This window comes from Achromobacter marplatensis (assembly GCF_049060505.1).
In the GTDB taxonomy this organism is placed as follows: domain Bacteria; phylum Pseudomonadota; class Gammaproteobacteria; order Burkholderiales; family Burkholderiaceae_B; genus Achromobacter; species Achromobacter marplatensis_A.
Genome location: NZ_JBMGRB010000008.1, coordinates 323823 through 349398, shown reverse-complemented (window position 1 = coordinate 349398; position 25576 = coordinate 323823). Strand labels below are relative to the sequence as shown.

The 25576-nt window shown below is 65.5% G+C and carries 25 protein-coding genes and 1 pseudogene; 10 read left to right on the top strand and 16 right to left on the bottom strand.

The features are described from left to right. Positions 1-710: pseudogene (locus ACI0FO_RS21195) on the bottom strand (hypothetical protein); the annotation flags it as partial. A gap of 149 nt (positions 711-859) precedes the next feature. Further along, positions 860-1510 carry a phosphoribosylglycinamide formyltransferase gene (purN, locus tag ACI0FO_RS21190; protein ID WP_416029841.1) on the bottom strand — a complete coding sequence of 217 codons (651 nt, stop codon included), beginning with the start codon at positions 1508-1510 and terminating at the stop codon, positions 860-862. Positions 1511-1690: 180 nt separating this feature from the next. Between purN and ACI0FO_RS21185 the strand changes: the two genes are divergently transcribed. The 4 genes from ACI0FO_RS21185 to coaBC all read left to right on the top strand — a co-directional run bounded on the left by ACI0FO_RS21185 (position 1691) and on the right by coaBC (position 7400). Beyond that, on the top strand, positions 1691-2656 hold the full coding sequence (locus ACI0FO_RS21185) for a bifunctional riboflavin kinase/FAD synthetase (protein ID WP_105557632.1): 966 nt from the start codon (positions 1691-1693) through the stop codon (positions 2654-2656). After that, positions 2646-5507: an isoleucine--tRNA ligase gene (gene ileS / locus ACI0FO_RS21180; protein WP_416029839.1), complete on the top strand. Its 2862-nt coding sequence runs from the start codon at positions 2646-2648 to the stop codon at positions 5505-5507. The genes ACI0FO_RS21185 and ileS overlap by 11 nt, the downstream gene beginning before the upstream one ends. A 2-nt stretch (positions 5508-5509) precedes the next feature. Continuing rightward, positions 5510-6043, top strand: coding sequence for a signal peptidase II (lspA, locus tag ACI0FO_RS21175; RefSeq protein WP_416029838.1), 534 nt, complete (start codon positions 5510-5512; stop codon positions 6041-6043). Positions 6044-6203: 160 nt separating this feature from the next. After that, positions 6204-7400, top strand: a complete 1197-nt coding sequence (coaBC, locus tag ACI0FO_RS21170) for a bifunctional phosphopantothenoylcysteine decarboxylase/phosphopantothenate--cysteine ligase CoaBC (RefSeq protein WP_006227926.1) — start codon at positions 6204-6206, stop codon at positions 7398-7400. 171 nt (positions 7401-7571) lie between these two features. On the opposite strand, the gene ACI0FO_RS21165 is transcribed toward coaBC, so the two are convergent. From ACI0FO_RS21165 to ACI0FO_RS21140, 6 genes are all read right to left on the bottom strand, one after another. Then, on the bottom strand, positions 7572-8558 hold the full coding sequence (locus tag ACI0FO_RS21165) for a Bug family tripartite tricarboxylate transporter substrate binding protein (RefSeq protein ID WP_416029836.1): 987 nt from the start codon (positions 8556-8558) through the stop codon (positions 7572-7574). A gap of 115 nt (positions 8559-8673) precedes the next feature. Further along, on the bottom strand, positions 8674-9363 hold the full coding sequence (locus ACI0FO_RS21160; RefSeq protein ID WP_416029834.1) for an AroM family protein: 690 nt from the start codon (positions 9361-9363) through the stop codon (positions 8674-8676). After that, positions 9360-10289, bottom strand: a complete 930-nt coding sequence (locus ACI0FO_RS21155) for a DUF1177 domain-containing protein (RefSeq protein WP_416029833.1) — start codon at positions 10287-10289, stop codon at positions 9360-9362. Before ACI0FO_RS21155 ends, ACI0FO_RS21160 begins: the two co-directional genes overlap by 4 nt. Continuing rightward, positions 10286-10990 carry a dipeptidase PepE gene (pepE, locus tag ACI0FO_RS21150; RefSeq protein WP_416029832.1) on the bottom strand — a complete coding sequence of 235 codons (705 nt, stop codon included), beginning with the start codon at positions 10988-10990 and terminating at the stop codon, positions 10286-10288. The genes ACI0FO_RS21155 and pepE overlap by 4 nt, the downstream gene beginning before the upstream one ends. Positions 10991-11078: 88 nt before the next feature. Then, a complete protein-coding gene (locus ACI0FO_RS21145; RefSeq protein WP_416029830.1) occupies positions 11079-11846 on the bottom strand; it encodes an IclR family transcriptional regulator in 768 nt (255 codons plus the stop codon). Positions 11847-12018: 172 nt separating this feature from the next. Further along, positions 12019-13059 carry a metal-dependent hydrolase gene (locus tag ACI0FO_RS21140; protein ID WP_416029829.1) on the bottom strand — a complete coding sequence of 347 codons (1041 nt, stop codon included), beginning with the start codon at positions 13057-13059 and terminating at the stop codon, positions 12019-12021. Between the two features lie 133 nt (positions 13060-13192). Between ACI0FO_RS21140 and ACI0FO_RS21135 the strand changes: the two genes are divergently transcribed. From ACI0FO_RS21135 to ACI0FO_RS21125, 3 genes are all read left to right on the top strand, one after another. Beyond that, on the top strand, positions 13193-13831 hold the full coding sequence (locus tag ACI0FO_RS21135) for a DedA family protein (RefSeq protein WP_416029828.1): 639 nt from the start codon (positions 13193-13195) through the stop codon (positions 13829-13831). Between the two features lie 16 nt (positions 13832-13847). Further along, positions 13848-14372 carry a hypothetical protein gene (locus tag ACI0FO_RS21130; protein ID WP_416029826.1) on the top strand — a complete coding sequence of 175 codons (525 nt, stop codon included), beginning with the start codon at positions 13848-13850 and terminating at the stop codon, positions 14370-14372. Positions 14373-14472: 100 nt separating this feature from the next. After that, the gene (locus tag ACI0FO_RS21125) at positions 14473-15123 is read left to right on the top strand and encodes a dUTP diphosphatase (RefSeq protein ID WP_416029864.1); all 651 of its coding nucleotides are present in this window, start codon (positions 14473-14475) and stop codon (positions 15121-15123) included. Positions 15124-15415: 292 nt separating this feature from the next. Here ACI0FO_RS21125 and ACI0FO_RS21120 read toward each other — a convergent pair whose 3' ends face one another. The 6 genes from ACI0FO_RS21120 to ACI0FO_RS21095 form a co-directional block, all read right to left on the bottom strand. Then, a complete protein-coding gene (locus ACI0FO_RS21120; RefSeq protein WP_416029825.1) occupies positions 15416-16528 on the bottom strand; it encodes an NADH:flavin oxidoreductase/NADH oxidase in 1113 nt (370 codons plus the stop codon). 94 nt (positions 16529-16622) lie between these two features. Beyond that, complete coding sequence (gene ehuA / locus ACI0FO_RS21115) at positions 16623-17393, bottom strand: ectoine/hydroxyectoine ABC transporter ATP-binding protein EhuA (RefSeq protein ID WP_416029823.1); 771 nt, start codon at positions 17391-17393, stop codon at positions 16623-16625. Continuing rightward, the gene (gene ehuD / locus ACI0FO_RS21110) at positions 17390-18061 is read right to left on the bottom strand and encodes an ectoine/hydroxyectoine ABC transporter permease subunit EhuD (protein ID WP_416029821.1); all 672 of its coding nucleotides are present in this window, start codon (positions 18059-18061) and stop codon (positions 17390-17392) included. Before ehuD ends, ehuA begins: the two co-directional genes overlap by 4 nt. After that, positions 18058-18711: an ectoine/hydroxyectoine ABC transporter permease subunit EhuC gene (gene ehuC / locus ACI0FO_RS21105; RefSeq protein ID WP_416029819.1), complete on the bottom strand. Its 654-nt coding sequence runs from the start codon at positions 18709-18711 to the stop codon at positions 18058-18060. Before ehuC ends, ehuD begins: the two co-directional genes overlap by 4 nt. A gap of 10 nt (positions 18712-18721) precedes the next feature. Then, positions 18722-19636 (bottom strand): ectoine/hydroxyectoine ABC transporter substrate-binding protein EhuB, encoded by a 915-nt coding sequence (gene ehuB / locus ACI0FO_RS21100; RefSeq protein WP_416029818.1) that lies wholly within the window; start codon positions 19634-19636, stop codon positions 18722-18724. A gap of 214 nt (positions 19637-19850) precedes the next feature. Then, positions 19851-21005 (bottom strand): ABC transporter substrate-binding protein, encoded by a 1155-nt coding sequence (locus tag ACI0FO_RS21095; protein WP_416029816.1) that lies wholly within the window; start codon positions 21003-21005, stop codon positions 19851-19853. Between the two features lie 254 nt (positions 21006-21259). On the opposite strand from ACI0FO_RS21095, the gene ACI0FO_RS21090 reads away from it, so the two are divergent. Both ACI0FO_RS21090 and ACI0FO_RS21085 read left to right on the top strand, forming a co-directional pair. Further along, positions 21260-21685 carry an OsmC family protein gene (locus ACI0FO_RS21090; RefSeq protein ID WP_006227908.1) on the top strand — a complete coding sequence of 142 codons (426 nt, stop codon included), beginning with the start codon at positions 21260-21262 and terminating at the stop codon, positions 21683-21685. A gap of 123 nt (positions 21686-21808) precedes the next feature. Beyond that, positions 21809-23098, top strand: coding sequence for an Nramp family divalent metal transporter (locus ACI0FO_RS21085; RefSeq protein ID WP_416029814.1), 1290 nt, complete (start codon positions 21809-21811; stop codon positions 23096-23098). 90 nt (positions 23099-23188) lie between these two features. Here the strand turns inward: ACI0FO_RS21085 and ACI0FO_RS21080 are convergent, their stop codons facing one another. Then, positions 23189-23410, bottom strand: a complete 222-nt coding sequence (locus tag ACI0FO_RS21080) for an XRE family transcriptional regulator (protein ID WP_416029812.1) — start codon at positions 23408-23410, stop codon at positions 23189-23191. A gap of 181 nt (positions 23411-23591) precedes the next feature. Then, positions 23592-24209: a TetR/AcrR family transcriptional regulator gene (locus ACI0FO_RS21075; RefSeq protein WP_416029810.1), complete on the bottom strand. Its 618-nt coding sequence runs from the start codon at positions 24207-24209 to the stop codon at positions 23592-23594. 83 nt (positions 24210-24292) lie between these two features. Here ACI0FO_RS21075 and ACI0FO_RS21070 point away from each other — a divergent pair, with 83 nt between their 5' ends. Further along, the gene (locus tag ACI0FO_RS21070; RefSeq protein ID WP_416029808.1) at positions 24293-25576 is read left to right on the top strand and encodes an MFS transporter; all 1284 of its coding nucleotides are present in this window, start codon (positions 24293-24295) and stop codon (positions 25574-25576) included.

Here is a 25576-nt window from a genome sequence, read left to right as displayed (position 1 = left end):
TCCGAACCGTAGGATGCGCGTTCACCGCCACGGCTGTCGCCGCGCGGGCCGTTGCCGTATGACGGACGCGAATCCGGACGGCCCTGCCCCTGGCCTTGGCCCTGGCCCTGGTATTCCCGCCGTTCCGAACCGTAGGATGCGCGTTCACCGCCACGGCTGTCGCCGCGCGGGCCGTTGCCGTATGACGGACGCGAATCCGGGCGGCCTTGGCCTTGCCCTTGATATTCCCGACGATCCGACCCGGAGCCGCCGCCCCGGCTGTCGCCGCGCGGGCCATTGCCGTATGACGGGCGCGAATCCGGGCGGCCCTGGCCCTGGCCTTCACGGCGGTCAGAACCATAGGATCCCCGGTCGCCGCCACGGCTGTCGCCGCGCGGGGCGCCGCTGCGATTCTCGCCACGGGGCGCGTCGTAGGACGGACGCGGCGCGGGCCGGTCTTGGCCCGCGCGGCGGTCGCCGCCGAAGGAGCCGCGTTCGCCGCGGCTTTCCCCGCGGTTTTCGCCACGCGGCGCGTCGAACGACGGGCGCGGCGCGGGACGGCCGGCGTCGCGGCTGGGGCGCTCGTCGCGCGCGCGGTCGTTGCGGTCGCGCTGGGGCGCCTCGCGGGCCTCGCCCTTGGGGCGCGAGAAGAAGGACCGACCGTCGCGCCCTTCGGAGGCGGCCCTCGGGGTGCCTGCCTGACGAGAACGCGGAGATTGGGGTTTAGTCATGGTGTGTTCCAGTGGGGCGGAGGAGTTCCGCCCGGTAAAAGCGATTCAATGCGAGCGATTCAATGCGAGCGATTCAGTGCAAGCAATTCGGTGCGAGCAATTTGGTGCGATCGGTTCAATGCGGGTGATGCGTTGGCGTCCGGCGCTGCTCAAGCGGCCGGCGACCAGGTGAACAAGCGCGCGGGGTCGCCCTGCACGTCCACCCGGTGGTCGCTTGTCAGCGTAACCCGGCCTTCGGCCAACCAGCGCACGGCCGCCGGAAAAGCCTGATGTTCCACTGCCAGGACGCGATTGGCCAGCAGTTCCGGCGTATCGCCCGCCAAGACCGGCACACAGCCCTGGGCGATGATGGGGCCGTGGTCCAGCACCGGCGTGACGAAATGCACTGTGCAGCCGTGAACCCGCACGCCCGTGGCCAATGCCTGGGCATGCGTGTGCAGCCCGGGAAACGCCGGCAGCAACGAGGGATGGATATTGACCAGCCGGCCCGCATAGTGGTTGACGAAGCCCGGCGTCAGGACGCGCATGAAACCCGCCAGGATGACGTAATCGGGCGCATAAAGGTCGATTTCGGCAGCCAGCGCGGCGTCGAAGGCTTCGCGGCTGGCGTAGTCCTTATGGTACAGGGCCGCCGTGGGAATGCCCTGGGCGGCCGCCCATTCCAGGCCGCCGGCGTCTGGCCGGCTGGCGATGACGGCCGCGATGTCTGCCGGCCAGCCCTCGTTGCGGCACGCTTCAGCCAACGCCTGCATATTGCTGCCCCGCCCCGAGATCAGGATGACGAGGCGGCGTTTAGACATTTGTGTTTCCGGCAAGATAGAAGAATCCAAAGATGTAGCCCCCAGGCGCCCGCCAGGGCAGGCGTTGCTTGACGCAAATAGGCTTGTCCAGCGCCATTTTTCGCCCCGGATATGCCGTGCGCGAATAAATGGTTGGGGGATTAGAACAAACCCGGAATCCAAAATTGTAAACTCTCGCTCGTGAAACCATCGCTGCGCATCTACCGATCCCTGCCTCCGCCCGACCGCCGCGCGCCTTGCGCGCTGACGATCGGCAACTTCGACGGCGTCCATCGCGGGCACCAGGCCATGCTGGCGCGCGTCTGCCAAGTCGCCCGTGAACGCAGCCTGACGCCTGCCGTCATGACCTTCGAGCCGCATCCGCGGGAGTATTTCGCCACCCTGAATCAACGCCCCGAGCTGGCGCCGACCCGGATATCCGGGCTGCGCGACAAGCTGGCGGCGTTGGCGCGCTACGGCGTTTCCCAGGTCGTGGTGGAACGCTTCAACGCCCGGCTGGCCGAAATGTCGGCCAACGCCTTCATCGAAAACCTGCTGGTACAGGGGCTGCAAGCCAAATGGCTGCTGGTGGGCGAGGACTTCCGCTTCGGCCACAAGCGCAGCGGCGACATCGACCTGCTACGCGAAGCCGGCATGCGCCACGGCTTCGAGGTGCAGACGCTGGCGGACGTGACCGACCAGCAAGGCCATCGAATCTCTAGTTCCGAGGTCCGCACGGCGCTGGCCGTGGGCGATTTGGACCGCGCCCGCCACCTGCTGGGCCACCCGTACCACATCAGCGGCCACGTGATCCACGGCCAAAAACTGGGCCGGACCCTTGGTTTTCCGACGATGAACCTGCGCGTGGCCGAGCGATGCGCTGCCCGCTCGGGTATTTATGTGGTCCAGGTCTATGGCCTAGCCGAGCGCCCCCTGCCCGCCGTGGCCAGCCTGGGTGTACGCCCGACGGTCGAAGACCGCGGCCGCGTGCTGCTTGAGTCGCACCTGCTGGACGATACCGTCGACGCTTACGGTAAACTCGTACGCGTCGAATTCCTGCACAAGCTGCGGGACGAAGAAAAATTTCCTGATCTCCCTTCCCTGACTGCCGCCATCGCCGAAGACGCGCGAAACGCGCGCGCCTATTTTGCCGTTCATGGACTATAAAAAGACCCTCAACCTGCCCGATACCCCCTTCCCCATGCGGGGCGACCTTGCCAAGCGCGAGCCCGCCTGGATTTCGCAATGGGAGGAAAATCACGTCTACCAGGCGATCCGTGCGGCCAGCCGCGGCCGGCCCCGCTTCGTGCTGCACGATGGCCCGCCCTATGCGAACGGCGACATACACATCGGCCACGCGGTCAACAAGATCCTGAAGGACATCATCGTCAAGAGCCGCAACATGGCCGGCTATGACGCGCACTACGTGCCCGGCTGGGACTGCCACGGCATGCCGATCGAAATCCAGATCGAAAAGAAGTACGGCAAGCACCTGCCCGTGGCGGAAGTGCAGTCGAAAGCTCGCGCCTACGCGCTTGAGCAGATCGACCGCCAGCGCAAGGACTTCAAGCGCCTGGGCGTGCTGGGCGCCTGGGATCGTCCGTACATGACGATGAACTTCAGCAATGAAGCCGACGAGATCCGCGCGCTGGGCCGCATCCTGGACAAGGGCTATGTGTTCCGCGGCCTGAAGCCGGTGAACTGGTGTTTTGACTGCGGTTCGGCGCTGGCCGAAGCCGAAGTCGAATACGCCGACCGTGTCGACCCCGCCGTTGACGTGGCGTTCCCGTTCGCCGAACCGGCCAAGCTGGCCGCGGCGTTCAAGCTGGCATCGGTGGATGACGGCGCCATCGTCATCTGGACGACCACGCCCTGGACCATCCCGTCCAACCAGGCGCTGAACGTGCATCCGGAAATCGAATATGCGCTGGTGCGCGTGTCGCCGGCACCGAAATTCGGACCGCTGCTGCTGGTCGCGAAGGACCGCGTTGAAGCCTGCCTGAAGTCGTGGAACCTGGAAGGCGAGATCATCGCCACGGCGCCCGGCGAGGCGCTGTCCGAAATCGAATTCCGCCATCCGCTGGCGCAGTTCAACCCGGCCTACGACCGCCGGTCGCCCATCTATCTGGGCGACTACGTCACGGCCGATTCGGGTACGGGGGTCGTGCACTCGGCGCCGGCCTATGGCATTGAAGACTTTGTGTCGTGCAAAGCGCACGGCATGAAGGATACCGATTTCATCAGCCCGGTCATGGGCGACGGCAAGTACGTGGACAGCCTGGCGCTGTTCGGCGGCCTGTCCATCTGGGATGCCAATCCCAAGATCGTCGAGGCCCTGACCGAAGCGGGCGCGCTGATGCACGTCGAAAAGCACAAGCACAGCTACATGCACTGCTGGCGCCACAAGACGCCGATCATCTACCGCGCCACCAGCCAATGGTTCGCCGGCATGGACGTAGCCCCGAAAGACGGCGGCCCGACCCTGCGCGAATCGGCGCTGGCCGGCATCGACGCCACGGCCTTCTACCCGGCCTGGGGCCGCGCCCGCCTGCACGCCATGATCGCCAACCGTCCGGACTGGACCCTGTCGCGGCAGCGCCAGTGGGGCGTGCCGATGGCCTTCTTCGTGCACAAGGAAACCGGCGAACTGCACCCGCGCACGTCTGAACTGCTGGAGCAGGTGGCGCAGCGTGTCGAGCAAAGCGGCATCGAAGCCTGGCAGGCGATTGAACCGCGCGATCTGCTGGGCGATGAAGCCGACCAATACGAAAAGAACCGCGACACGCTGGACGTGTGGTTCGATTCGGGCAGCACGCACGCCACGGTGCTGGGCGGCAAGGACGGCGAGTTCGCCGGCTCGCACGGCGCCGAACTGGGTTGGCCCGCCGACCTGTACCTGGAAGGGTCCGACCAGCATCGCGGCTGGTTCCACTCGTCGCTGCTGACCGGCTGCATGCTGTACGGCCAACCTCCCTACAAGGCGCTGCTGACGCACGGCTTCGTGGTGGACGGCCAGGGCCGCAAGATGAGCAAGTCGGTGGGCAACGTGATCGCCCCGCAAAAGGTGTCGGACTCGCTGGGCGCTGAAATTCTGCGCCTGTGGGTGGCGTCCACCGATTACTCGGGCGAACTGTCCATCTCGGACGAGATCCTGAAGCGCGTGGTGGAAGGCTACCGCCGCATCCGCAACACGCTGCGTTTCCTGCTGGCCAACGTGGCCGACTTCGACGCCGTGTCGCAATCCGTGCCTTACGGCGACCTCTTCGAAATCGACCGATATGCGCTGGCGATGACGGCGCAGATGCAGTCCGAAGTGCAAGCCAACTACGAGCGCTACGACTTCCACCCGGCCGTCTCGCGTTTGCAGACGTTCTGCTCGGAAGATCTGGGAGCGTTCTACCTGGATATTCTGAAAGACCGCCTGTACACGTCGGCTCCCGGCAGCGTGGCGCGCCGCTCGGCACAAACGGCCCTGCTTGATATCACCCAGACGCTGCTGAAGCTGATGGCGCCCATCCTGTCCTTCACGGCCGAAGAAGCCTGGAAGGAACTGGTCGGCTCGGCGCTGAAGCACCAGGCGGATGCCGCGCGCACGACGATCTTCACCGAGGTCTACCACGCGCTGCCGCCGTTTGCCGACGCCGACGCGCTGACCGCCAAGTGGTCGCGTCTGCGCGCCATTCGCGCCGACGTCCAGCGCAAGCTGGAAGAAGTGCGCACGGCGGGCGACATCGGTTCGTCGCTGCAAGCGGAAGTGGACCTGTACGCCAATGGCCACGACCAGCAATTGCTGGCCAGCCTGGGCGACGACCTGCGCTTCGTGCTGATCGTCTCGCGCGCCACCGTGCACGCAGCCGAAGGCGAGACCCGCATTGAGGTCACGCCGTCGACCCACAAGAAGTGCGAGCGCTGCTGGCACTGGCGCCTGGACGTGGGCCAGGACGCCGATCACCCCGAGATCTGCGGCCGCTGCGTGTCCAACCTGTTTGGCTCGGGCGAAACCCGGGACAAGGCTTGAGCATGGCCCGCCCCTCCGATTCGGGAGTGACGGGCACGCCACCCGCCCGCGCCGTTCCGGCGCGCGTGGGCGGCTGGCTGGCCTTGGCGCTGTTGATCATCGTGCTGGACCAACTGACGAAGGTGTACTTCAACACCTCGTTCCAGTATGGCGAACGGGTCAACGTGCTGCCGGTGTTTGACTTCACGCTGTTGTTCAACCGGGGGGCCGCGTTCAGCTTCCTGGCGTCCGAGGAAGGCTGGCAGCGCTGGCTGTTCACCGCGCTGGGCATCGCGGCGGCCGTGGTGATCACGATCATCCTGCGCCGTACCCATGGCCAGCCTCGCTTCAGCCTGGCGTTGACACTGATCCTGGGCGGCGCCATCGGCAACGTGATCGACCGCGTGGTGTACGGCCACGTGGTGGACTTCCTGCTGTTCTACTGGAACGACTCCTACTTCCCCGCCTTCAACCTGGCGGACATGGGCATCACCTGCGGCGCCGTGCTGCTGGTGCTGGACGAACTGTTGCGGGCTCGCAAGAAGCCGCAAAGCTGACCGCCGCCGCCGGGGCGCACTGCCCCGGCCGCCCTTCATACGGGGTTTTGTCCCATTTGATCCCCCCTGAACGCATCGCAAACGGCGCAATGCCGCAATGCAGAATAAAATCACCCTCCATTCCTCGTTTTCACGGCGCTGAACCCGCCGCCACGCCCTCATGCTCGATCTCGCCCGCAAACGCATCGTCCTCGGTCTGACCGGGGGCATCGCCTGCTACAAAATCGCCGAGCTGGTGCGGCGCATGACCGAACAAGGCGCCACGGTCGATGTGGTAATGACCGAAGCGGCCACGCACTTCATCACCCCCGTCACCATGCAGGCGTTGTCGGGCCGGCCGGTTTTCGTGGATGCCTGGGATGCGCGGGTGCCCAACAACATGGCGCACATCGATCTGACGCGCGGCGCGGATGCCGTGCTGATCGCACCCGCCAGCGCCGATTTCATGGCGAAGCTGGCGCACGGCATGGCCGATGACCTGCTGTCCACGCTGTGCCTGGCACGCGCCTGTCCGCTTCTGGTGGCGCCCGCGATGAACCGCGAGATGTGGGCCAATCCGGCCACGCAGCGCAATGTGGAACAGTTGCGCGCCGACGGCATCAGCGTGCTGGGTCCGTCGGCCGGCGAGCAGGCCTGCGGCGAAACGGGCGATGGCCGCATGCTGGAAGCGCACGAACTGCTGACCGACTTGATCGCCTTCTTCCAGCCCAAGCTGCTGGCCGGCCGCCATGTGCTGCTGACCGCCGGCCCCACGTCCGAGCCCGTGGACCCCGTGCGCGTGCTGAGCAACCGCTCGTCGGGCAAGACCGGCTACGCGCTGGCGCGCGCCGCCCGCGAAGCCGGCGCCCGCGTCACGCTGATTACGGGCGCCACGTTCCTGCCCGTGCCGCGCGGCGTGACGGCGCTATCGGTCATGACCGCGCGCCAGATGCACGACGCCGTGATGGCCAGTGCGGCCGATGCCGACATCTTTATCGCCGTGGCCGCCGTGGCCGATTGGCGCGTGAAAAATGTCAGCACGCAAAAGCTGAAGAAAACCAGTGAAGGCGGCGGCGCGCCGCTGATGGAATTCGAACCCAATCCCGACATCCTGGCTGAAGTGGCCAAGCTGGAAAATGGCCCGTGGTGCGTCGGCTTTGCCGCTGAAACCGAAAAGCTTGCCGAGCATGCCGAGGCCAAGCGTGCGCGCAAGGGCATCCCGCTACTGGTGGGCAACCTTGCGCACAAGGTCATGGACGCGGACACCACCGAACTGGTGCTATTCGATGAGCAAGGCGCGCACCCGTTGCCCGCCGCCGACAAGCTGGATGCGGCACGCCGGTTGATCGCCGAAATCGCGGCAAGGTACCCGGCGTAGGATGGGTGAAGCGCGGGAGGACGGCGGCAAGAACGCCGCCGTCTGACGCGCGCAACCCATCAGGTGGCGGCTGTGTTGTGGCTGAAGCCGCCAAGAATCCATCGCCGCTTGATGGGTTGCGCGCGTTCGGCGCTTGCGTTCTTGCCACCATCCTCCCGCGCTACACCCATCCTACAAGCTGATATTCGCGGCCTTTACGATATCGGCCCACTGCTTGCGGTCGTTTTCCAGGAACGCGCCGGTCTTCTCGGGCGTCATGCCCGTCACCGGCTCCGAACCCAGGCCCGCCATTTTCTCGATCAAGCCCGGCTGCTTCAGTACGTCTTGCAGCGCGTCGTAGTAGGCCGCCAGCACGTCGGCGGGCAAGCCTGCCGGCGCGAACACGCCTTGCCACGTCGGCATGTCGAAACCCTTCAGGCCTTGTTCGTCCAGCGTCGGCACGTTGGGCAATTGGGGCGCGCGCTTGATCGACGCGACGGCAATCGCCTTTACCTTGCCTTGCGAGGCCAACGGCGCGGCCGTGGAGATGTTGTCCATCGTCATCGCGATGTGGCCGCCCAGCAGGTCGGTGATGACCGGCGCCGCGCCGCGATAGGCGGCGTGCGGGACCTTCACGCCCATCTTGTACAGCATGGTCTCGGCGATCAGGTGGTTGGAAATGCCCACCCCTGCCGTGCCGTAAGTGGCCGTCGGCGTCTTTTGGAAGTAGTCCTTGAGTTCGGCCAGGTTATTGGCCGGGACGTCCTTGTTCACGATGACCACGTTGGGCTGCACCGCCGCCAGCGTGATGGGCGTGAAGTCCGTGGGCTTGTAGTTCGTGCCCTTGGGATTCAAGACGTGGGTGATGGCCATGGACCCGGCTGCGGCGATGCCGATGGTGTAGCCGTCGGCTGGCGACTGCGACAGCCGATACGCCATGATGTTGCCGCCGGCGCCAGCCAGGTTTTCAACAACGACGGCCTGGCCCAACCGCTGCGACAGCGGTTCGGCCAGCAGGCGCGCCAGCGTGTCCGCGGACCCGCCGGGCGCAAAGCCCACCAGCAGCCGCACGGGCTTCGTGGGTTTCCACGCATCGGCGGCCATTGCCGAGGAGGCCGCCGTCAAGGCTGTGACGGCGAATAGCGCGCCAACGGCGCGGTGCAGAGTAAGGCTGAACATGAAAAGACACTCCCAACATTAAATTGACGAAGACCGCTTCGTCTCCCCTCGCCGCTCGTCCGGCTAGGCTGCGGACACGACATCCGCGGCCTTGCTTCGGCCAGTCTCGGCGGCGTTATTCCAATAATTGCGACAGCGCCTGGGCGACCAGGCGATTGGACAGCAGGACCGGACGGCCCGACGCGTGCGCGACCTTCTCACGCATGCGGGCGGCATAGCCCATGCAATGCATGACGATCAGGTCGCACGACGCCAATGCCTGGCCCGCTTGCGCGAAATTGCGCGCAGCCAATTCGGCGTCCGCCTCATACGGCGAGGCGTGCACGACCTGCGTCTCGCAAGACAGCGGCACGGCCATATGAAAGAAATCCACCTGCTCGGCCAACGGCACCACCAGCCCCACCTTGCGGCAGTGCTGCGACAAGCCAGCGACCAGATGGTCGACGACCTGTTGCGGCTCGATCACCAGCGTGCGCATCGGCGCGATGGCCGTGCCGGTGCACAACGGCACCAGCACGTCGTAGCCCGCGCCGTCCGCGTCCCGCATGACGTGCGCCAATCGCGCTTCGGCAGCCGCGGCATCCAGTTGAATTTGAGCGCCGTCGCGCAGGCGCGTCGCAAAACGGTATTCGCCATCCCGGGGAGCCATGGCGGCAAGCGCCGCGGCATCCAGCCCATCCAGCGCGCCGAACTCATCAATGCGCACGGTATCGCCCAGCAGCCGCGCCATCTCGGGCACGACATCGCTGCGCGGCGATTCGCCGATGGTGAAGAAGGCCACGCGGCGCGATTGGGGCGCGCTCATGTTGCACCGCCGTCTACGCGGCCAACGGTCTGCAGATGCGCCATCGACCCGTAGCGGGCTTGCAGCGCGCTCCATTCCGCGTCGTCGAAGAACGTCATCGTGCGCTGGCCGTACAGTTTGGCGATCTCGATGCAGAAACGCATCGCGACGTCGGCGTCGACGGCGTTCGTGACGCCCGTCGCACAACCGGGCACCGTAGTCTGCGCCGTCAGCGCCACGCCCACCACGGGCGCATCCGTCACGATGGCGGGCTGCATCAGCGAGTTCACATGCCACAGGCCGTTTTCATACGGCGTGATGTCTTGCGTGGTCAGCGGCAAGGTCACGGGCAGTTCGCCGCTGACCCAGCCCATCACGTCCAGCATCGTTTCGGGGATGCGTAGCAGATAGCCTTGCTTGGCAACCGGCGTCAGCGCCACGCCGCGCTTGTTGACCAGGCGGTTGCCGCGCGTCGTATCGACCGACAGGATTGCGTCCATGCGCGGATCCACCTCGTGCGACATCATTTCGCGCATGGGGAACGGCGAACGCATCATCGGCACCGGATGGTGCGGGCGCGTGCCGGCGCGCGGACAGATATGGGTGCGGATGCGCACGGTGCCGGGCATGACGTCGCCCTGGCGCGCCATCGCCATCAACTTGAAGGCCGCGGCGATGGCGACCACCGCGCCGTCGCTGTCGGACACCAGGCCCGTGACGGCCGGGCGCGCGCCGATGCCGCCCAAGCGGCCCACGATGCCCAGCTGCGGCGCGGCGTCGTCCGCGCCGGGGATCACGATGGACAGGAAATCCGTCGCCGCGCCGTCGCGCTCAAGGCGGGTGACTTCCACCTTGCACTCGCCGGCCGCGCGCAACACCTGCGCCACGGCGTCGCCCGTGATGTGGGCGGATGACAGCAGTTCAATGGCGTCGATCACTTGCTTCATGCCGGGATCTCCAGGGGGCCCGGGCGGAATACGCGTGGCTCGGCGTGACCCAGGAACAATGGCGCATCGTGCGGACCGATCAGCGCGACCTTGCCGCCACGCACGCGCAGCGCGGCGCCTTCGGGCAGGCCCAGCACCGGCATCGTCGGATTGAGCGTGCAGAATTCGGCCAGGCGCTGGGCGCGCGTTTCGCCGCGGTGCCCGGGCGGATGGGCGTTGGTGTAATGCGGGTTGATCTGGAACGAAAGCAGGCCCAACGCGTCGAAGCCCCCCGGGTCCGTGATGGGCATATCGTTGGTGGTGCAGATGCTGGGGCAAGTCAGGTTCGAACCCGCGCTCCAGCCCAAATAAGCGGCGCCGGCCCGCACGCGACGCGCGACGACGTCCAGCAGGCCTTGGCGGCGCAACTGGCCCAGCAGATTGAAGGTGTTGCCGCCCCCCACGATGATGACCGCAGCACTGTCCAGCGCGGCCACCGGATCTGCCGCGCGATGCAGGCCCTGGATGGCCAGGCCCGTATCGGCCAGCGCCGAAACCACCAGCGCCGTGTAGTCGTCCCAGTCGCGCGTAACGCCCGCGAACGGCACGAAGACGGCTGGCGCGCCCGGCGGCAGGGACGCGATCAGTTCGCGGATGTCCGGCATGGCGTGGACCAGATAGCCGGCATCGCTGCTGGAATTGCTAAGTAGCAAGAGGTTCATGGAGGAAGGTTCCGTCAAGGGTTCTGGAGAATTCCGGGGTGTTCTGGATTGCGCCACGCGGACGCCGCGCGACAGGGCAAACGTCGGGTCAGGCCAGCCAATAAGGGTCGTTCAGTTCGCGGCCCAGCGCGGCCACCTGTTGCAGCACGGATTCACGCAAGCGCGCCACGCGAGCGGCGTCGGCCTGGAACGACACGAACGACAGGCAAAGCCCACGCAATTCGCCGGTGGCCGGATCGCGCACCGCCGCGGCCACCGCGCCGATGCCGGGCATGGCCTGATCGATGGCGACGCCGCAATGGTCCGCGCGCGTCTGCGCGACCAAGCGGGCCAGATCGCCAACAGTCGCGGGGCAGTCACGGCCTTCCGTCGGTAAGGGCTGCGCCAGATCCGTGCCATACAAGGCTTGGAATTCGGCATCGGTCAGGCGCGACAACAACGCTCTGCCCATCGCCGTGCCCGAGGCATTACGGCGCGACCCGGGCGGCGACAGCACCTGCACCGGATGCGACCCGTTCAACCGCTGAAGCACCACGGTTTCGCGCTGATTGAGCGTGGAGAGATAGGCGGTCAGGCCGCTGTCGTCCGACAAGCGGGCAAGCACCGCGCGGCAAGCTTCGTCCAGCGGCGTGGCAGCCATGCCGGCGCGCACGGCCTGGGCCAACAAGGCGCCCGCACGATAGCGGCGCGTGGCCGCGTCCTGGTCCAGCATGCCGTAATGCTGCATCTGGTTCAACAGCCGCGAGGCCGTGCTCTTGGGCATGGCAAGGCGCGCCGCGACATCGGTAAAGCTCAGTTCCACCGCGCCTTCCGCGTATAGCGTCAGAACGCGTTGGACGCCGTCTAGAATGCTCATAGATGTTCCACAAAACGGAACTAAAGTTCCTGAATTGAGAACAGAATAATCCAAGCACGCAAAGACGGTCAATACAGAGCGGATAGCCGCAACTGATTAGTTCGTTTGAAGGGGCACGCTGGTTGGGCGCGGGGCATCGCCGCCCGCACCCGGGCAGCGGCAAACCGCGCGTTCACTTCGTCGACAGCACCGACCATTCCGCCAGCGGCAATGGCGGCTGCGAATGCAGAATGCGCGCCAGCACAAGCTTCAACTCAGCCCAGCCGCCGCGCTCGCTGGGCCAGACGGCCGGCGTGACAGGCGCCCACTCGCCGTTCCCCGCACGCTCGGCCATCTTGAAGCGGAAGGTGTAATGCCCCGCCATGCCCATACGCAGATCGGACACCACCAGCGCGTCATCGATTGCGTCATAGCGCAGCCAATCATCCGTAAACCAGCGCAGGCGCTGGTGCAGGGGCACGTCGGCCAGCGGGCGGGCAAGCTCCAGGTTCAACGGTTGGCGCAGCCATTCCGGCGGGCCGCGGTCGAACAGGCTGCTGACCGATTCGTAGTAGTCCCCCTCGGCCGTCTTGGCGATCACGCGCCACACCAGCGTGTTGAACGGCATCGACACGGCCCGCAGTTCGGTGACGGCGATACCCTGCTGGCGCATCGCGTCGCGTACCCGGTCTTCGGCCATGATTCGGCCAGCCAGGCCGAAACCCAGATAGGCCGTGCTGAAGATCAAGGCGGCCGCCAGCAGGCGGCGCGCCCGGTCCGTCATGCCGACCGCGATGGCGAATAGCACCGCCGCCAGCAAGGGCACCGTATAGACCGGATCGATGATGAAGATGGCGGACCAGCTTTCCGGGATGGGCGTGAACGGCCAGAACAGCTGGGTGCCGTAGACCGTGAAGGCGTCCAGCACCGGGTGGGTCACCAGCACCAGCCATAAGGTCAAGAACAACCTTCGGCCGCTGTAGGGCGCCTGCGGCCAGTATTTGCGCATCAGCCACGTCAGCAGCAGCGCCAGGCCGGTCAGGACGAATAGCGAATGGGAAAAACCCCGGTGATAGGTCATGAGGGAAACCGGGTCCGGATAGTGCATCAGCACATCCAGATCTGGCACGGTGGCCAGCGCCGCCCCGTAGATCAGCGCCCGGCGCCCCTGAAAGCGCCCCAGCATGACGCCTTGTATGCCCGCGCCCAGCACGGCTTGTGTCACTGAATCCATAATTCCCCGATATTTCGCGTCAGTCAGGTGGCCTAGGGCCCGCTAACACTAAAACGCCCTAGATAACATTTGCCCACCCAAGCAGGCGTTAAGATACCCGATTGCTTTCAGCTAATTTTCAGACTTCGCTTTCATGGATCAATACATAGACAAAATCGGCCTTTTCATTGAGGCCAACCAGATGTGGGCGGGCCCGATCACCTTCCTGCTGACGCTGGGCGAATCCATGGTGCTGCTGGGCTTGTTCATCCCCGCGACCGCGCTGATGTTGCTGACCGGCGGCCTGATCGGCGCCGGCACGCTCGAACCCTGGAGCGTCATCGTCTGGGGCATCGCGGGCGCCATCGTCGGCGACGCGCTGTCTTATTGGCTGGGGCGCTGGGCCGGGCCCGGCGTGTTGCGCCGCTGGCCGCTCAAGCAACAGCGCACCGGCGTGGCGCGGGCGCGCCTGTTTTTCTACCGCTATGGCTTCGCTTCGGTGCTGATCGGCCGGTTCCTGGGTCCGATCCGGTCCACCATCCCCACGGTCGCCGGCGTGATGGGCATGGCGCAAAGCCGCTTCCAGCTGGCCAATGTGCTGTCCGCGTTGCTGTGGATGCCCCTGATGCTGGCGCCCGGCTACATCACCGCGCGCAGCCTGGGCACGGCGGAAAACGCCCAACAGATCGCCATGATGATCGGCGCAGGCCTCTCCGTGCTGCTAGGATGCGGACTTCTGCTCGCCATGGTCCGCAAGCGCCGTCAACCGGCCCGGGCCCGGCGCGGCCACTGAACCGAAAGAGGGAGTCATGGCGATAGATCTGGAGCCGAAAAACGGCGATTTCGCGCGCTATATCGAAAATCTGACCAATGCCGGCGGCATCACGCCCGGACGAGTCCCCGACAAGCGCGAAACCGCCCGGCAAGCCGCCGCGCCTGTGCCTCCGCCCGCTTCCGAGCCCCTGTCCACCGCCCCCTGGGGCAAGCCGGCTCCGCCACCCTTGCAGTCCCGGCGCGACGCGGCCTCCCCCGGCTCCACGGCGCCGGTCCAGAATGATGAAGGCACGGTCTCGATGGCCCGCCTGGCTCGGCAACGCAAGATAGGCGCCATCCTGACCATCGCTGGCATCCTGGCGGGCTGGGCCGCCGTCACCATCGGGTTCCGCGTGCTGCGCAGCCCGCAGTTCGATCTGGACGCGCTGGTGCCCGCGATCTTCCTGGGGTTCTTCGCGTTCATGCTGATCAAGGCGGCCGGCGCCGCGCGCAAACCGGGTAAAGCGCTGTTGGGCAAATTGCCGCCGCTGAAATCGTCCTACCGCAAAGATGGCGGCTGACGCCCGCGTGCCGACGACGGCGTGGCCAAGTGCTAACATTTCCGCCGCGATTGAATAGCCTTTACAGAACCCCGGAGTGAAAGTGAATAACGTTGTCGGATTGAACCAGGCCCAAGCGGCCACGATGCTGAAGCTGCAAGACCATTTGAACAGCATGATCAATCCCGACTGGGTCAACGGCGGAGCCCGTTTCCTGCGCGCCGCGTTCGTGGAATCGGCCGAAGCGCTGGAGCACTACGGCTGGAAGTGGTGGAAGAAGCAGACCATCGACCTGCCCCAGGTGCAGATGGAACTGGTCGACATCCTGCACTTCTACCTGTCCCACACGATCGTCGAAGCCCGCGGCCAGCTGGATGACGCCGCCGCGGCGCTGGTGGCCGACCTGGCCACGCCGCCCACGGTCTTGCTGGACGGTAAGACCTATACGCTGAACGGCCTGCCTGTGCCGGAACTGCTGGAGCTCATCGGCGGCCTGGCGGTCTGCGGCCGCGCCAGCTACAAGGTCCTGGAACAGACCATGACGGCCTGCGACATGACCTGGAACGACGCCTATACCCAGTACGTGTCGAAGAACGTGCTTAACATCTTCCGCCAGCAGCACGGCTACAAGGAAGGCACCTACATCAAGATCTGGAACGGCGAAGAAGACAACGTCGTGCTGGCGCGCCTGCTGTCGCAGCTGGACCCGGCCAGCGCCGATTTCGCCGACGCGCTGAACCGCGAGCTGGAACAGGCGTATTCGCGCCTGTAAGCGCCGCGTCCCGGCCTGAATGAAAAACGCCGCGTCGATGACGCGGCGTTTTTTGTGGGCTTGCGGGCCGTAGGATGGGTGAAGCGCGAGAGAATCGCTCTACTTGAACAAATGCCCAACGCGCGAAACCCATCGAGCAGCGTTGCGGTACTTAGCCGCTGCAGCCATAACGCAAGCACTGCTTGATGGGTTTCGCGCGTTGGGGGTCTGCGTACTCGGGGCGATTCTCTCGCGCTTCACCCATCCTACGCCCATTAAGCCATCCACCTTCGTTTCAACGCACCACGCCCTCTCAACGCTGGCCGAAGCGGGTCTCGCCGAATAGTTCCTTCAGCTCGCGCGGCTGCGAACGCCAGTATTGGTGCGGGGCCGCCACCTGGCCGCCCAACTGCGCCGCCGCATGCCACGGCCAGCGGGGGTCGTACAACATGCCGCGCGCCAGCGCGACCATATCGGCCTGCCCTTGCGCCAGGATGTCTTCGGCCTGCTGCGCCTCGGTGATCAAACCAACGGTGATCGTGGGCATGCCGACCGCGCGCTTGATGGCTTGCGCGAACGGCACCTGGTAGCTGGGACCCACCGGAATCTTCTGCTGCGACGACACGCCGCCGCTGGATACGTCGATGAACTCGCAGCCACGCGCTTTCAGCGCCTGCGCGAAGGCCAAGGTCTGTTCCAGATCCCAGCCGCCCTCCACCCAGTCGGTGGCCGAGACGCGCACGCCCAGCGCCACGCCCGACGGCGTGGCCTCGCGCAATGCCTGGAAGACCTCCAGCGGAAACCGCATCCGGTTTTCCAGCGAACCGCCATAAGCGTCCTGCCGCTGGTTCGACAAGGGCGATAGGAACTGATGCAGCAGATAACCGTGCGCGGCATGCAGTTCGATGGCGTCGAAGCCCAAGCGGATGGCGCGGCGGGCGCTGTCGACGAAGGCATCGCGCACGCGCGCCAGGCCTGCCTCGTCAAGCGCATGGGGAGGCGGTTCGGACGCCTTGTGGGCGATGGCCGACGGCGCCCAACCCTGCCAGCCGCCATCGGCGGGCGGCACCAGTTGCCCGCCGTTCCAGGGCGCATCACTGGAAGCCTTGCGCCCCGCATGGCCCAGTTGAATCCCCAGCTTGATGGGCGAATAGCGGCGTATCGCGGCCACCACACGGCCTAACGCGGCCTCTGTCTCGTCGGACCACAGGCCCAGGTCCCCCGGAGAGATGCGGCCGTCGGGTTCGACGGCGGTGGCTTCGGTGAACAGCAGCGCGGCGCCCGACAAGGCAAGATGGCCCAGATGGATCATGTGCCAGTCGGTGGCACAGCCGTCTTCGGCCGAATATTCGCACATGGGCGCGATAACGATGCGGTTGGCAAGCGGGACGTTACCGACCGCCGTGGGACTGAACAGGTGACTCATGCTGGGGCCTCCGGGCCATTGGACGCTAGAGCATAGCGCCCGCCGCCGTCGCCCATCCCAATCCCAACGCCCCCGTCAGGGTTAAGCGGCGCGGCTACTGCCCTTCGATCACGCATTCCAGGAACTGCCGCGTGCGCGCCTCTTTCGGCTGGCTGAACAGCACGGAGGATTCGGCGTCCTCGACGATATTGCCTTCATCGAAGAACAGCGTGCGGTCCGAACTGCGCTCGGCGAACTTCATCTGGTGGGTCACGATGATCATGGTCATGCTGCGGCGGGCCGACAAATCCCGCAGGATCTGCAGGATGCCGCCCACCAGCTCGGGGTCCAGCGCCGATGTCACCTCGTCGAACAGCATGATCTCAGGACACATGGCCAGGGCGCGGGCGATGCCCACGCGCTGCTTCTGACCGCCGGACAACTGGGCGGGATAGACGTCCAGCTTGTCGCCCAGCCCCACCATATCCAGGTACTCCACGGCGCGTTCCCGCGCCTGGTCTTTTGGCAGGCCCATCACATGCACCGGCGCTTCCATCGCGTTGCCCAGCGCCGTCATATGCGGGAACAGGTTAAAGTGCTGGAACACCATGCCGATCTTGCCGCGCACGCGGCGCAGGTGTTCGGAATTGGCGCCCACGGGACGGCCCTGCTCGTCCTTCCACATCGATTGCCCATCGACCTCGATATCGCCGCTGGTGGGCCGGTCCAGCGTCATCAGCACGCGCAGCAAGGTGGACTTGCCCGAACCCGACGGGCCGATCACCGCCACCGTCTGGCCCGCCGGAATCTCCAGATTGATCCCGCGCAGCACCTCCAGCTCTCCGTAGCGCTTGTGCAGGTTCTTGATGTTCAAGCTGGCGCTCATCGTTTTCCTCCATATCGTTGCAGGCGGGCCTCCAGGCCGCGCACGCCCCACGCCGCCATCAGGCTCAGAGCCAGGAACAGCAGACCCACCAGCGTCAGGGGTTCGGTGTACCGGAACGTCGCCGACCCGATCATCTTGCTTTGCTGCAACAGTTCGACCACGGTGATGGCCGACAGCAGCGGCGTGTCTTTGAACATCGCCACCAGATAGTTGCCCAGCGCCGGCACCACGGGCGGGATCGCCTGCGGCAGCACCACGCCCACCGCCGTGCGCCAGCGCGACATGTTCAAGGCGGTGGCCGCCTCCCATTGCCCGCGCGGAACCGCCTCGATGCCAGCGCGATAGACCTCGGCGCAGTACGTCGCGTAATGCACGCCCAGGGCCACGATGCCCGTCGTCAGCGGCGACATCTGCACCCCCGTCAACGGCAGCACGTAGAACAGGAAGTACATCTGCACCAGCAGTGGCGTGCTGCGCACGAACTCGATCACGAACGCCGCAGGCAGCGACAGGATGTGCAGCCGCGAACGCCGCAGCATCGCCAGCACCAGACCCAGGGTCACCGCCACCAGCATGCCCAGCACCGTCGCCTGAATGGTGATGACCAGGGCGGAGGCCAGCGTGGGCAGGATCTCCAGCGCGAAAGACCAGTCGAATATCGGTGTCATCGGATGCGGGCCCTCCGCTCAAGCAGGCGAACGCCCGCCGTAATCAGCAAGGCCACCGCGAAATACAGCAGCAGCATCAAGCCGAAGATCTCGGTCGTGCGCAGCGTTTCACTGCGCAGCAACTGGCCGCGGAAGGTCAGGTCGGCAATGGTGATCAGCGACACCAGCGCCGTGTTCTTCATCAATTCGATCAGCAGGTTGCCGGCGGGCGGCAGCATGGCGGGCACCGCCTGCGGCACGACGATGCGGCGCATGATCTGCGCGCGGGTCAAGTTCAACGCCACCCCCGCCTCGCGCTGGCCGGGCGGCACGGCGCGGATGGCGCCGCGCACCACTTCGGCCCCATACGCGCCGGCGTTCAACGCCAGCACCACGATGCCCACCAACATGGCCGGCAACTGGACGCCAAACAACGGCAGCACGAAATAGAACCAGAACAGCTGCACCAGGGCCGATGTGCCGCGGAAGACCTCGACATAGGTCGACGCCAGCCAGCGCACCGGGCGCAACGGCGACAGGCGCCCGATGCCCGCCACCAAGGCAAGAGGCACCGCAAGCACCACGGCGCCCGCCATGACCTGGAGCGTGACGGTCAGCCCTTCAAGCAAAGGCGGCAGCAGCTCCGCGATGGGCTCTGAAACAAGTGACATCCGCGCCCCCTTACTTTCCGGCGCAGAGCTTCGCGGCCGTCATGCCCTGGGGTAGCTCCTGGTCGGTGAAGCCGAACGGCGCCACCAGTTTTTTGTGCTCGTCGGTGCCAAGGTACTTGGCCAGTTCCGCGTTGAAGGCATCGGCGAACGCCTTGTCGTCGGTGCGGAAGGCATAGGCGCCGTAGCCGCGCACGTCCTTGCCGTCGATCACCGGGTCCGTGAACGGATCAGCCTTTTCCAAGTCGCTGCCGGCCTGCGTCTTGCCCATCAGGTCGTTGACGGTCAGCCCGGTGGCGGCATAGGCGTCGGCCCGACCGGCTTGCACGCCGGACAGCGCGCTGACGGCGTCCGGAAACACCACGACCTGGCCCGCTGGAATCTTCACTTTCTCGGCGTACTCGCCTTCGATCGCCCCCACTACCACGCCGAGCTTGGCGTCGGGGTTCTTCACCACGTCTTCATAGCTGTGCAGGTTCTTGGGATTGCCCTGTTTAACCAGGAATGCCTGCCCCACCCCATACGTGGGATCGGAGAACGCCACTTGCTGGCAACGTTCCGGCGTGACGTACATACCGGCGGCGATGATGTCGAAACGCTTGGCGGCCAGGCCGGGAATGAGCGAACCGAATTCGGTCAGCACGCCTTCCACTTCGTTGATGCCCATGCGCTTGAGCACCACGCGGGCGATCTCGACGGATTCCCCCGTGATCTTGGCCTCCTTGCGGTCCATATAGGCGAATGGCGCCTCATTGGCATAGCCGATGCGGATCTTGCCGGCGGCCTTGGCCGCTTCCAACGTGTTCACAGCGCCCGTTGCCGCGCCGCCCGCCGCCGGGGCGGCCTTATCGGCGCCCGAGTCGGAACACGCGGCCAACACGCCCAGGCTCAGGGCCAACAACAAGCGTCTGGATCGGAACAGGGTCATCGATTTTTTCTCCCAAATCTATTTCTAGGTGCATGGCTTCACTAAAAATAATACGCTATTAAATGATTTCGATACGAATGATATGGGCGTAAAAAAGCAGGCGTAAGCCTGCTTTTAGGAACCGATGCCCTATGGAGCGTCAGCAAATGCTACGAAACGTAGTGTTTTATACCGGCTTCTGCCGCTGATGCTGGCTGGCCTGCGGCCAAGCGGATCACTGCGAGTACGAAAAACGGCCGTTCTTGACCACGCCCATCACACGGGCACGCTCGTCGAAACCCTGATGATTGTCCTTCGAAATATTCAGCACGCCATTGGGCACTACCAAATCGCGCGTGTTCTCGAGGGCATCGCGCAAGGCCATGCGGAATTCCGGCGTGCCGGGCTTGGCGCCCGTTTTCAGCGCACGGGCCACTGCCGAATCCAGCAGCATCCAGGCGCCATAAGCGTCGCCCGCGAACTGCGTCAGCGTGTTGGCGCCATACTGGCCTTCGTACTTGTCGGCAAACGCCACGGCCACCTTCTTGACCGGATTGCTGTCGGGCAGTTCGCGCGCCACCACTCCGGGCCCCGTCGGGAACAAGGTGCCTTCGACGTCCTTGCCGCCGACCTGCAGGAATTCCAGCGTGCCGATGCCATGGGTCTGATAGATGGCGCCGGTGTAGCCGCGTTCCAGCAGCGTCTTCTGCGGCAAGGCGGACGGCGTGCCCGCGCCCGCGATCAGCACCGCGTCCGGCTTGGCGGCGATGACCTTCAGCGCCTGGCCCACCACCGACGCATCGGTGCGCTGGAAACGCTCCTGCGCCACGATCTTCAGGTCATTGCCCGCGGCGGCGGTGAACTCCTTCCACCAGCTATCGCCATACGAATCGGCGAAACCGATGAAGGCCACGTTCTTCAGGCCTTTCTTCTTCATGTCTTCGACCAGCACGGTCGCCATCAGCGAATCGTTCTGCGGCATTTTGAATGCCCAGGCGCGCTTCGGGTCGGACAAGGGTTCCACAATGACGCTGGAGGCGGCCAGCGCGATCATCGGGGTCTTCGTTTCAGCCAATACGTCCAGGCCGGCCAGCGCGGCGGCCGTGGTGTTGGGGCCGACAATGGCGTCGACCTTGTCTTCGGAAGTCAGTTTGCGCAGGTTTTTCACCGCGCGGCTGACATCGGTGCCATCGTCCAGCACCACGTATCGTGCCGGTTCGCCGCCCAGGGTGTTCGGCCACAAGCGGATCGCGTTATTGGTCTGGATGCCAATGGCGGCGGCCGGGCCCGTGGTGGATACGTCCACGCCGATCACGACTTCGGCTTGGACGGACAAAACGGGAAAGACCAGCGCGGCGGCGCAGGCGTAGCGTAGGAAATGGCGGGACATGACAACGGCTCTCGGGTGAAGGGGAAGCGATGCCGCTATTTTGCCTGATGCGACTCGCTCGCTTGGGCACGCCGTTACATCGGCTTGCGTTACATCGGCTTGCCGTTGCGCACGGGCGGATTCCGCGTCCGCTGCCCGCGCTCGCCGTATCATCGACGATGCCGCCTTCGGCAACGTGCGCCGCCCGCCGCGGCGGATCGCATCCCTGCACCCGACGCGCCACACGGGCGCGCCCCCCTCAAACAGGAGTCACCATGAAGAAAACCGCATCCGCCGCCTGGTCGGGCGATCTGAAGACTGGCAAGGGCACGATCTCTACGCAAAGCGGCGCGCTCAAAAGCCAGCCCTACGGCTTCAATACTCGCTTCGGCGACACCCCGGGCACCAACCCCGAAGAATTGCTGGGCGCCGCCCATGCCGGCTGCTTCACCATGGCCCTGTCCAACATCCTGTCCGAATCCGGCCTGGTCGCCACCAGCCTGGACACCAAGGCCGAAGTGACGCTGGACAAAGTGGACGACGGGTTCTCCATCACCGCCGTCCACCTGACCGTGGAAGCCGTCATCCCCGGCGCCACCGCGCAAGCCTTCGAGGAAGCCGCCCGCAAGGCCGAAACCGGCTGCCCGGTATCGAAGGTGTTGAAGGCCAAGATCACGATGGACGCCAAGCTCAAGTCCTGATCTTTCTGAAATGGCGCGCGCGGGCGGCGCGCCATTGGGCACCCCTATCCCCGCCTTGCCCAAAATCAATTTGACGGCCGACGCGCACTTCTAGAAAATGAGAACCATTCTCAGGAGTGTCGCATGACCGGATTCATCTACGCGATATCAGGCGGCAAAGCCGCCCTTGCGCAAGACGCCCAGGTATCGGCGAATCTGCGGCGCATGGTCGGATCGGGCATCCTGGTGGCGGTTGGCTACATTGACCCGGGCAACTGGGCCACCGACATCGCCGGCGGCAGCGGCTTCGGCTATGGGCTGTTGATGGTCGTCATCACCTCGGCCTTCCTGGCGCTGGGGTTCCAGATCCTGGTATCGCGCCTGGCGCTGGCCACCGGACAAGACTTGGCCACGTTGACGGCCCGGCACCTGCCGCGCGGTTGGTCCAAGGCCGCCTGGTTGGCCGGCGAAGCCGCCATCCTGGCCACGGCGCTGGCCGAACTGATCGGCGGCGCGATCGCATTGCGCCTGTTGTTCGGCCTGCCCCTGATCGCCGGCGTGGCCGTGACCGGTGTCGGCACTTTCGCGGTGCTGGCGCTGACCCGCGGCAACGCCGACCGCCATGAACGCGTCATCGCCCTGCTGCTGGCAGTGGTGGCCGCGTCATTCGTGTTCCTGCTGTTCAAGGCCAATCCGGCGTGGACGGACGTCGCGCAAGGCGTGACGGAAACCGGCCGCGCCCTGCGCGATCCGCAGGGCTTCCTGATTGCCCTGGGTATCCTGGGCGCGACGCTGATGCCGCACAATCTCTATCTGCACTCCGGTTCGCTGGCGGAACGCGCGAAAGCGCTACCATCGGCCGCTCGGGACATGGCGATGCGCCTGGCCCGCAACGACACCATCGTGTCGCTTGGCGTGGCCATGCTGATCAATTCGGCCATCATGATCGTGGCGGCGGCCTCGCTGTCAGGGTCGGGGCTGATCGTCTCCAGCCTGGACGACGCTCACGCCGTGATCGGCCAGACGCTGGGCGTCGGCGCCGCCATCGTCTTCGCCGTGGCGCTCTATGCCGCCGGCCAAAGCTCCACGATCACGGGCGTGCTGGCTGGCCGCATCCTGTCCAAGGGCTTCCAGATCCGCAGCAATTGGTCCGACCGTCGCCGCGCGTTGATAACCCGCCTGGTGGCGGGCGCCACCGCTGTCGGCCTGCTGATCTTCACGGGGGGCAAGGATCCCGACGAACTGCTGGTGCTAAGCCAGGTCATCCTTAGCCTGGCGTTGCCCTTCGCATTGGGACCGCTTGTGGTGCTTGCCTGCCGCAAGGGCGTGATGGGCCAGTACGCGCTACGCGGCGCCTGGGCCTGGGCCGCCATCAGCGCAACCGTCGGCATCGTGGTGCTGGACGGGTACCTGCTGGTCGACATGACGGTCTAGGGCGTGCCCTGGTTGCCGCCCCGCACAGGTCCTATCGGCCAAAAAAAACGCCAGCATCTGCTGGCGTTTTTTTAGCTGACCGCTTCTTGCTTAGTGGCGGGCGGAGATGACCGGATGCTGCTGCCGGCCGGCGTCCATGTCGTGCAGCACTTCGCCGACGGCGCCACCCCACGAGGCCAGGCGCGCTTTCAAGCGCAGCCAGCTGCCACGGGCAAACGGGCCGGACAGGGTTTCCGCTTTGACGGCCTCGCGGATCAAGGACCGCTCCAGCGCATCCGACATACGGGCATTTTTCAACGCGGTATCGCTCATGATTCTCTCCTTGAGAAAGCGCGATGTGGAACAACACGAATTCATGTTAGATCCGCGTTTGCTGCGTTGCAACGTAAATTTCAACCATTATTTTGTTCGTTGCGCAATGGGTACAAACACCACCATTACGGTGCATCCGGCACCACATTAAGCACCGTTATTGTGCGGCGCAATACGCCTTTTAGCGGGGAAGGTGGGCCTGGATCAGCTTATCGGCCATGTCGGCGACCCGTCCCGCCGGCCCGCCCTCGCCGAACAGTTGACTGGAAACGAACGCGCCCTCGATCAACAGCAGCAAACCATCGGCCAGCGCGCCGGGATCGGTCGCGCCCATGCCCGCCGCCATCTCGTTCAAGCGGCGGCGCAACGTTAGCTTGTGTTCAACGGCGACTGCCCGGGCCGGATGCTGGGATTCGGGATACTCGACCGCTGCGTTGGTCAGGCCGCAGCCTCGATAACCGTTTTGCACGGCGCGCTTGCCCAACCCGGACAGGTAATCCAGCAGTTGCGCCCTGGGGTCACCCGGATGGGCGGCGCAGGCGGCGTCGAAACGCGCCCAAAACTCGGCGTCGTAATCGCGTAGATAGGCGGCCGCCAGTTCGTCCTTGGATGAAAAGCTGCGGTACAGGCTGGGCTTGGTCACGCCAGCCTGGGTCACGATGGCGTCTACCCCGACCGCGCGGATCCCGTCGCGATAGAACATTTCGCGCGCGGTCTTGCGGATGCGGTCGGCCGCCAGCAGGGGTTTGGGTGCCGGGGCGTCCTGCGTCACGGACGGGGCGGTGGGTTTGCTGGCCATTCGGGTCTCCATCAAATAGTGCTTGACGATGTTACTGACCGGTACGTACTATTCGCAAACCTCAATACGTACCGGTCAGTAACATGAGTATAGCCCAGCCCCCTATCCCGTTCCGCCGTGCCGGCCAGAAGTATGCGTTTGTCGTGGTCGCGGTCATTTTCCTGTCATTGCTGGTGTCGGCCGGGCTGCGGTCGTCTCCCAGCGTCTTGCTGGTGCCGCTGGAAGAAGCCTTTGGCTGGAGCCGCAGCTCGATTTCGTTCGCCGCGGCCGTCGGCATCTTCCTTTATGGGCTGATCGGCCCCTTCGCCGCTGCGGCGATGGAACGCTTCGGCCTGCGCCGCATCCTGATTGGCGCCCTGCTGCTGATGTCGGCCTCCAGCGCCGTCAGCGCCTACATGACCGAACCGTGGCACCTGATGATGACCTGGGGCGTGTTCTCGGGCATCAGCTCCGGCGCCGTGGCGTCGGTGTTGGGCGCCACGATCGTCAACCGCTGGTTCACCAAGCACCGCGGGTTGGTCATGGGCCTGTTGACGGCCAGCACCGCCAGCGGCACGCTGGTCTTTTTGCCCGTGCTGGCCACGCTGGCGTCGTCCGGCGATTGGACCCGGGTGGTCTGGACCGTGGCGGCCGCCGCCGCCGCGCTGGTGCCGCTGGCCTGGTGGCTGGTGCCCGACCGTCCGTCCAGCGTCGGTCTGGTGCCGTTCGGCAGCGACCCGAATGCGGCGCCGGCGCCCGCCGCGCCGCGCACCGGCATGGTGGCGGCCACTTTCGGCGCCCTGGCCCGCGCTGCCAAGACGCCCACGTTCTGGTTCCTGTTCGCCACATTCTTTATCTGCGGCTTCACCACCAACGGCCTGGTTGGCACGCACTTGATCGCGCTGTGCGGCGACCACGGCATGTTGGAAGTGCAGGCCGCCGGTCTGCTCGCGATCATGGGCATTTTCGACCTGATTGGCACCACCGCCTCGGGGTGGCTGACCGACCGCTACGACCCGCGCAAGCTGCTGTTCGTCTACTACGCGCTGCGCGGCCTGTCGCTGATCTACCTGCCCTATTCCGACTTCTCGTTCTACAGCCTGTCGATCTTCGCGATCTTTTTCGGTCTGGACTGGATCGCCACGGTGCCGCCCACGCTGCGCCTGACGACGGAAGCCTTCGGCGAGCGCGACGCGGCAATCGTGTTCGGCTGGATCGTCGCCGGCCACCAACTGGGCGCGGCAAGCGCCGCCTGGATGGCCGGGGCGATCCGCGAAGCGCAAGGCAGCTACATGATGGCCTTCGTGATCTCGGGCATCACGGGCCTTGTCGCCGCCGTGATCGCGCTGCGGATCGGTAGAAAGCAGTTGGCGGCACAGCCGGCCTGA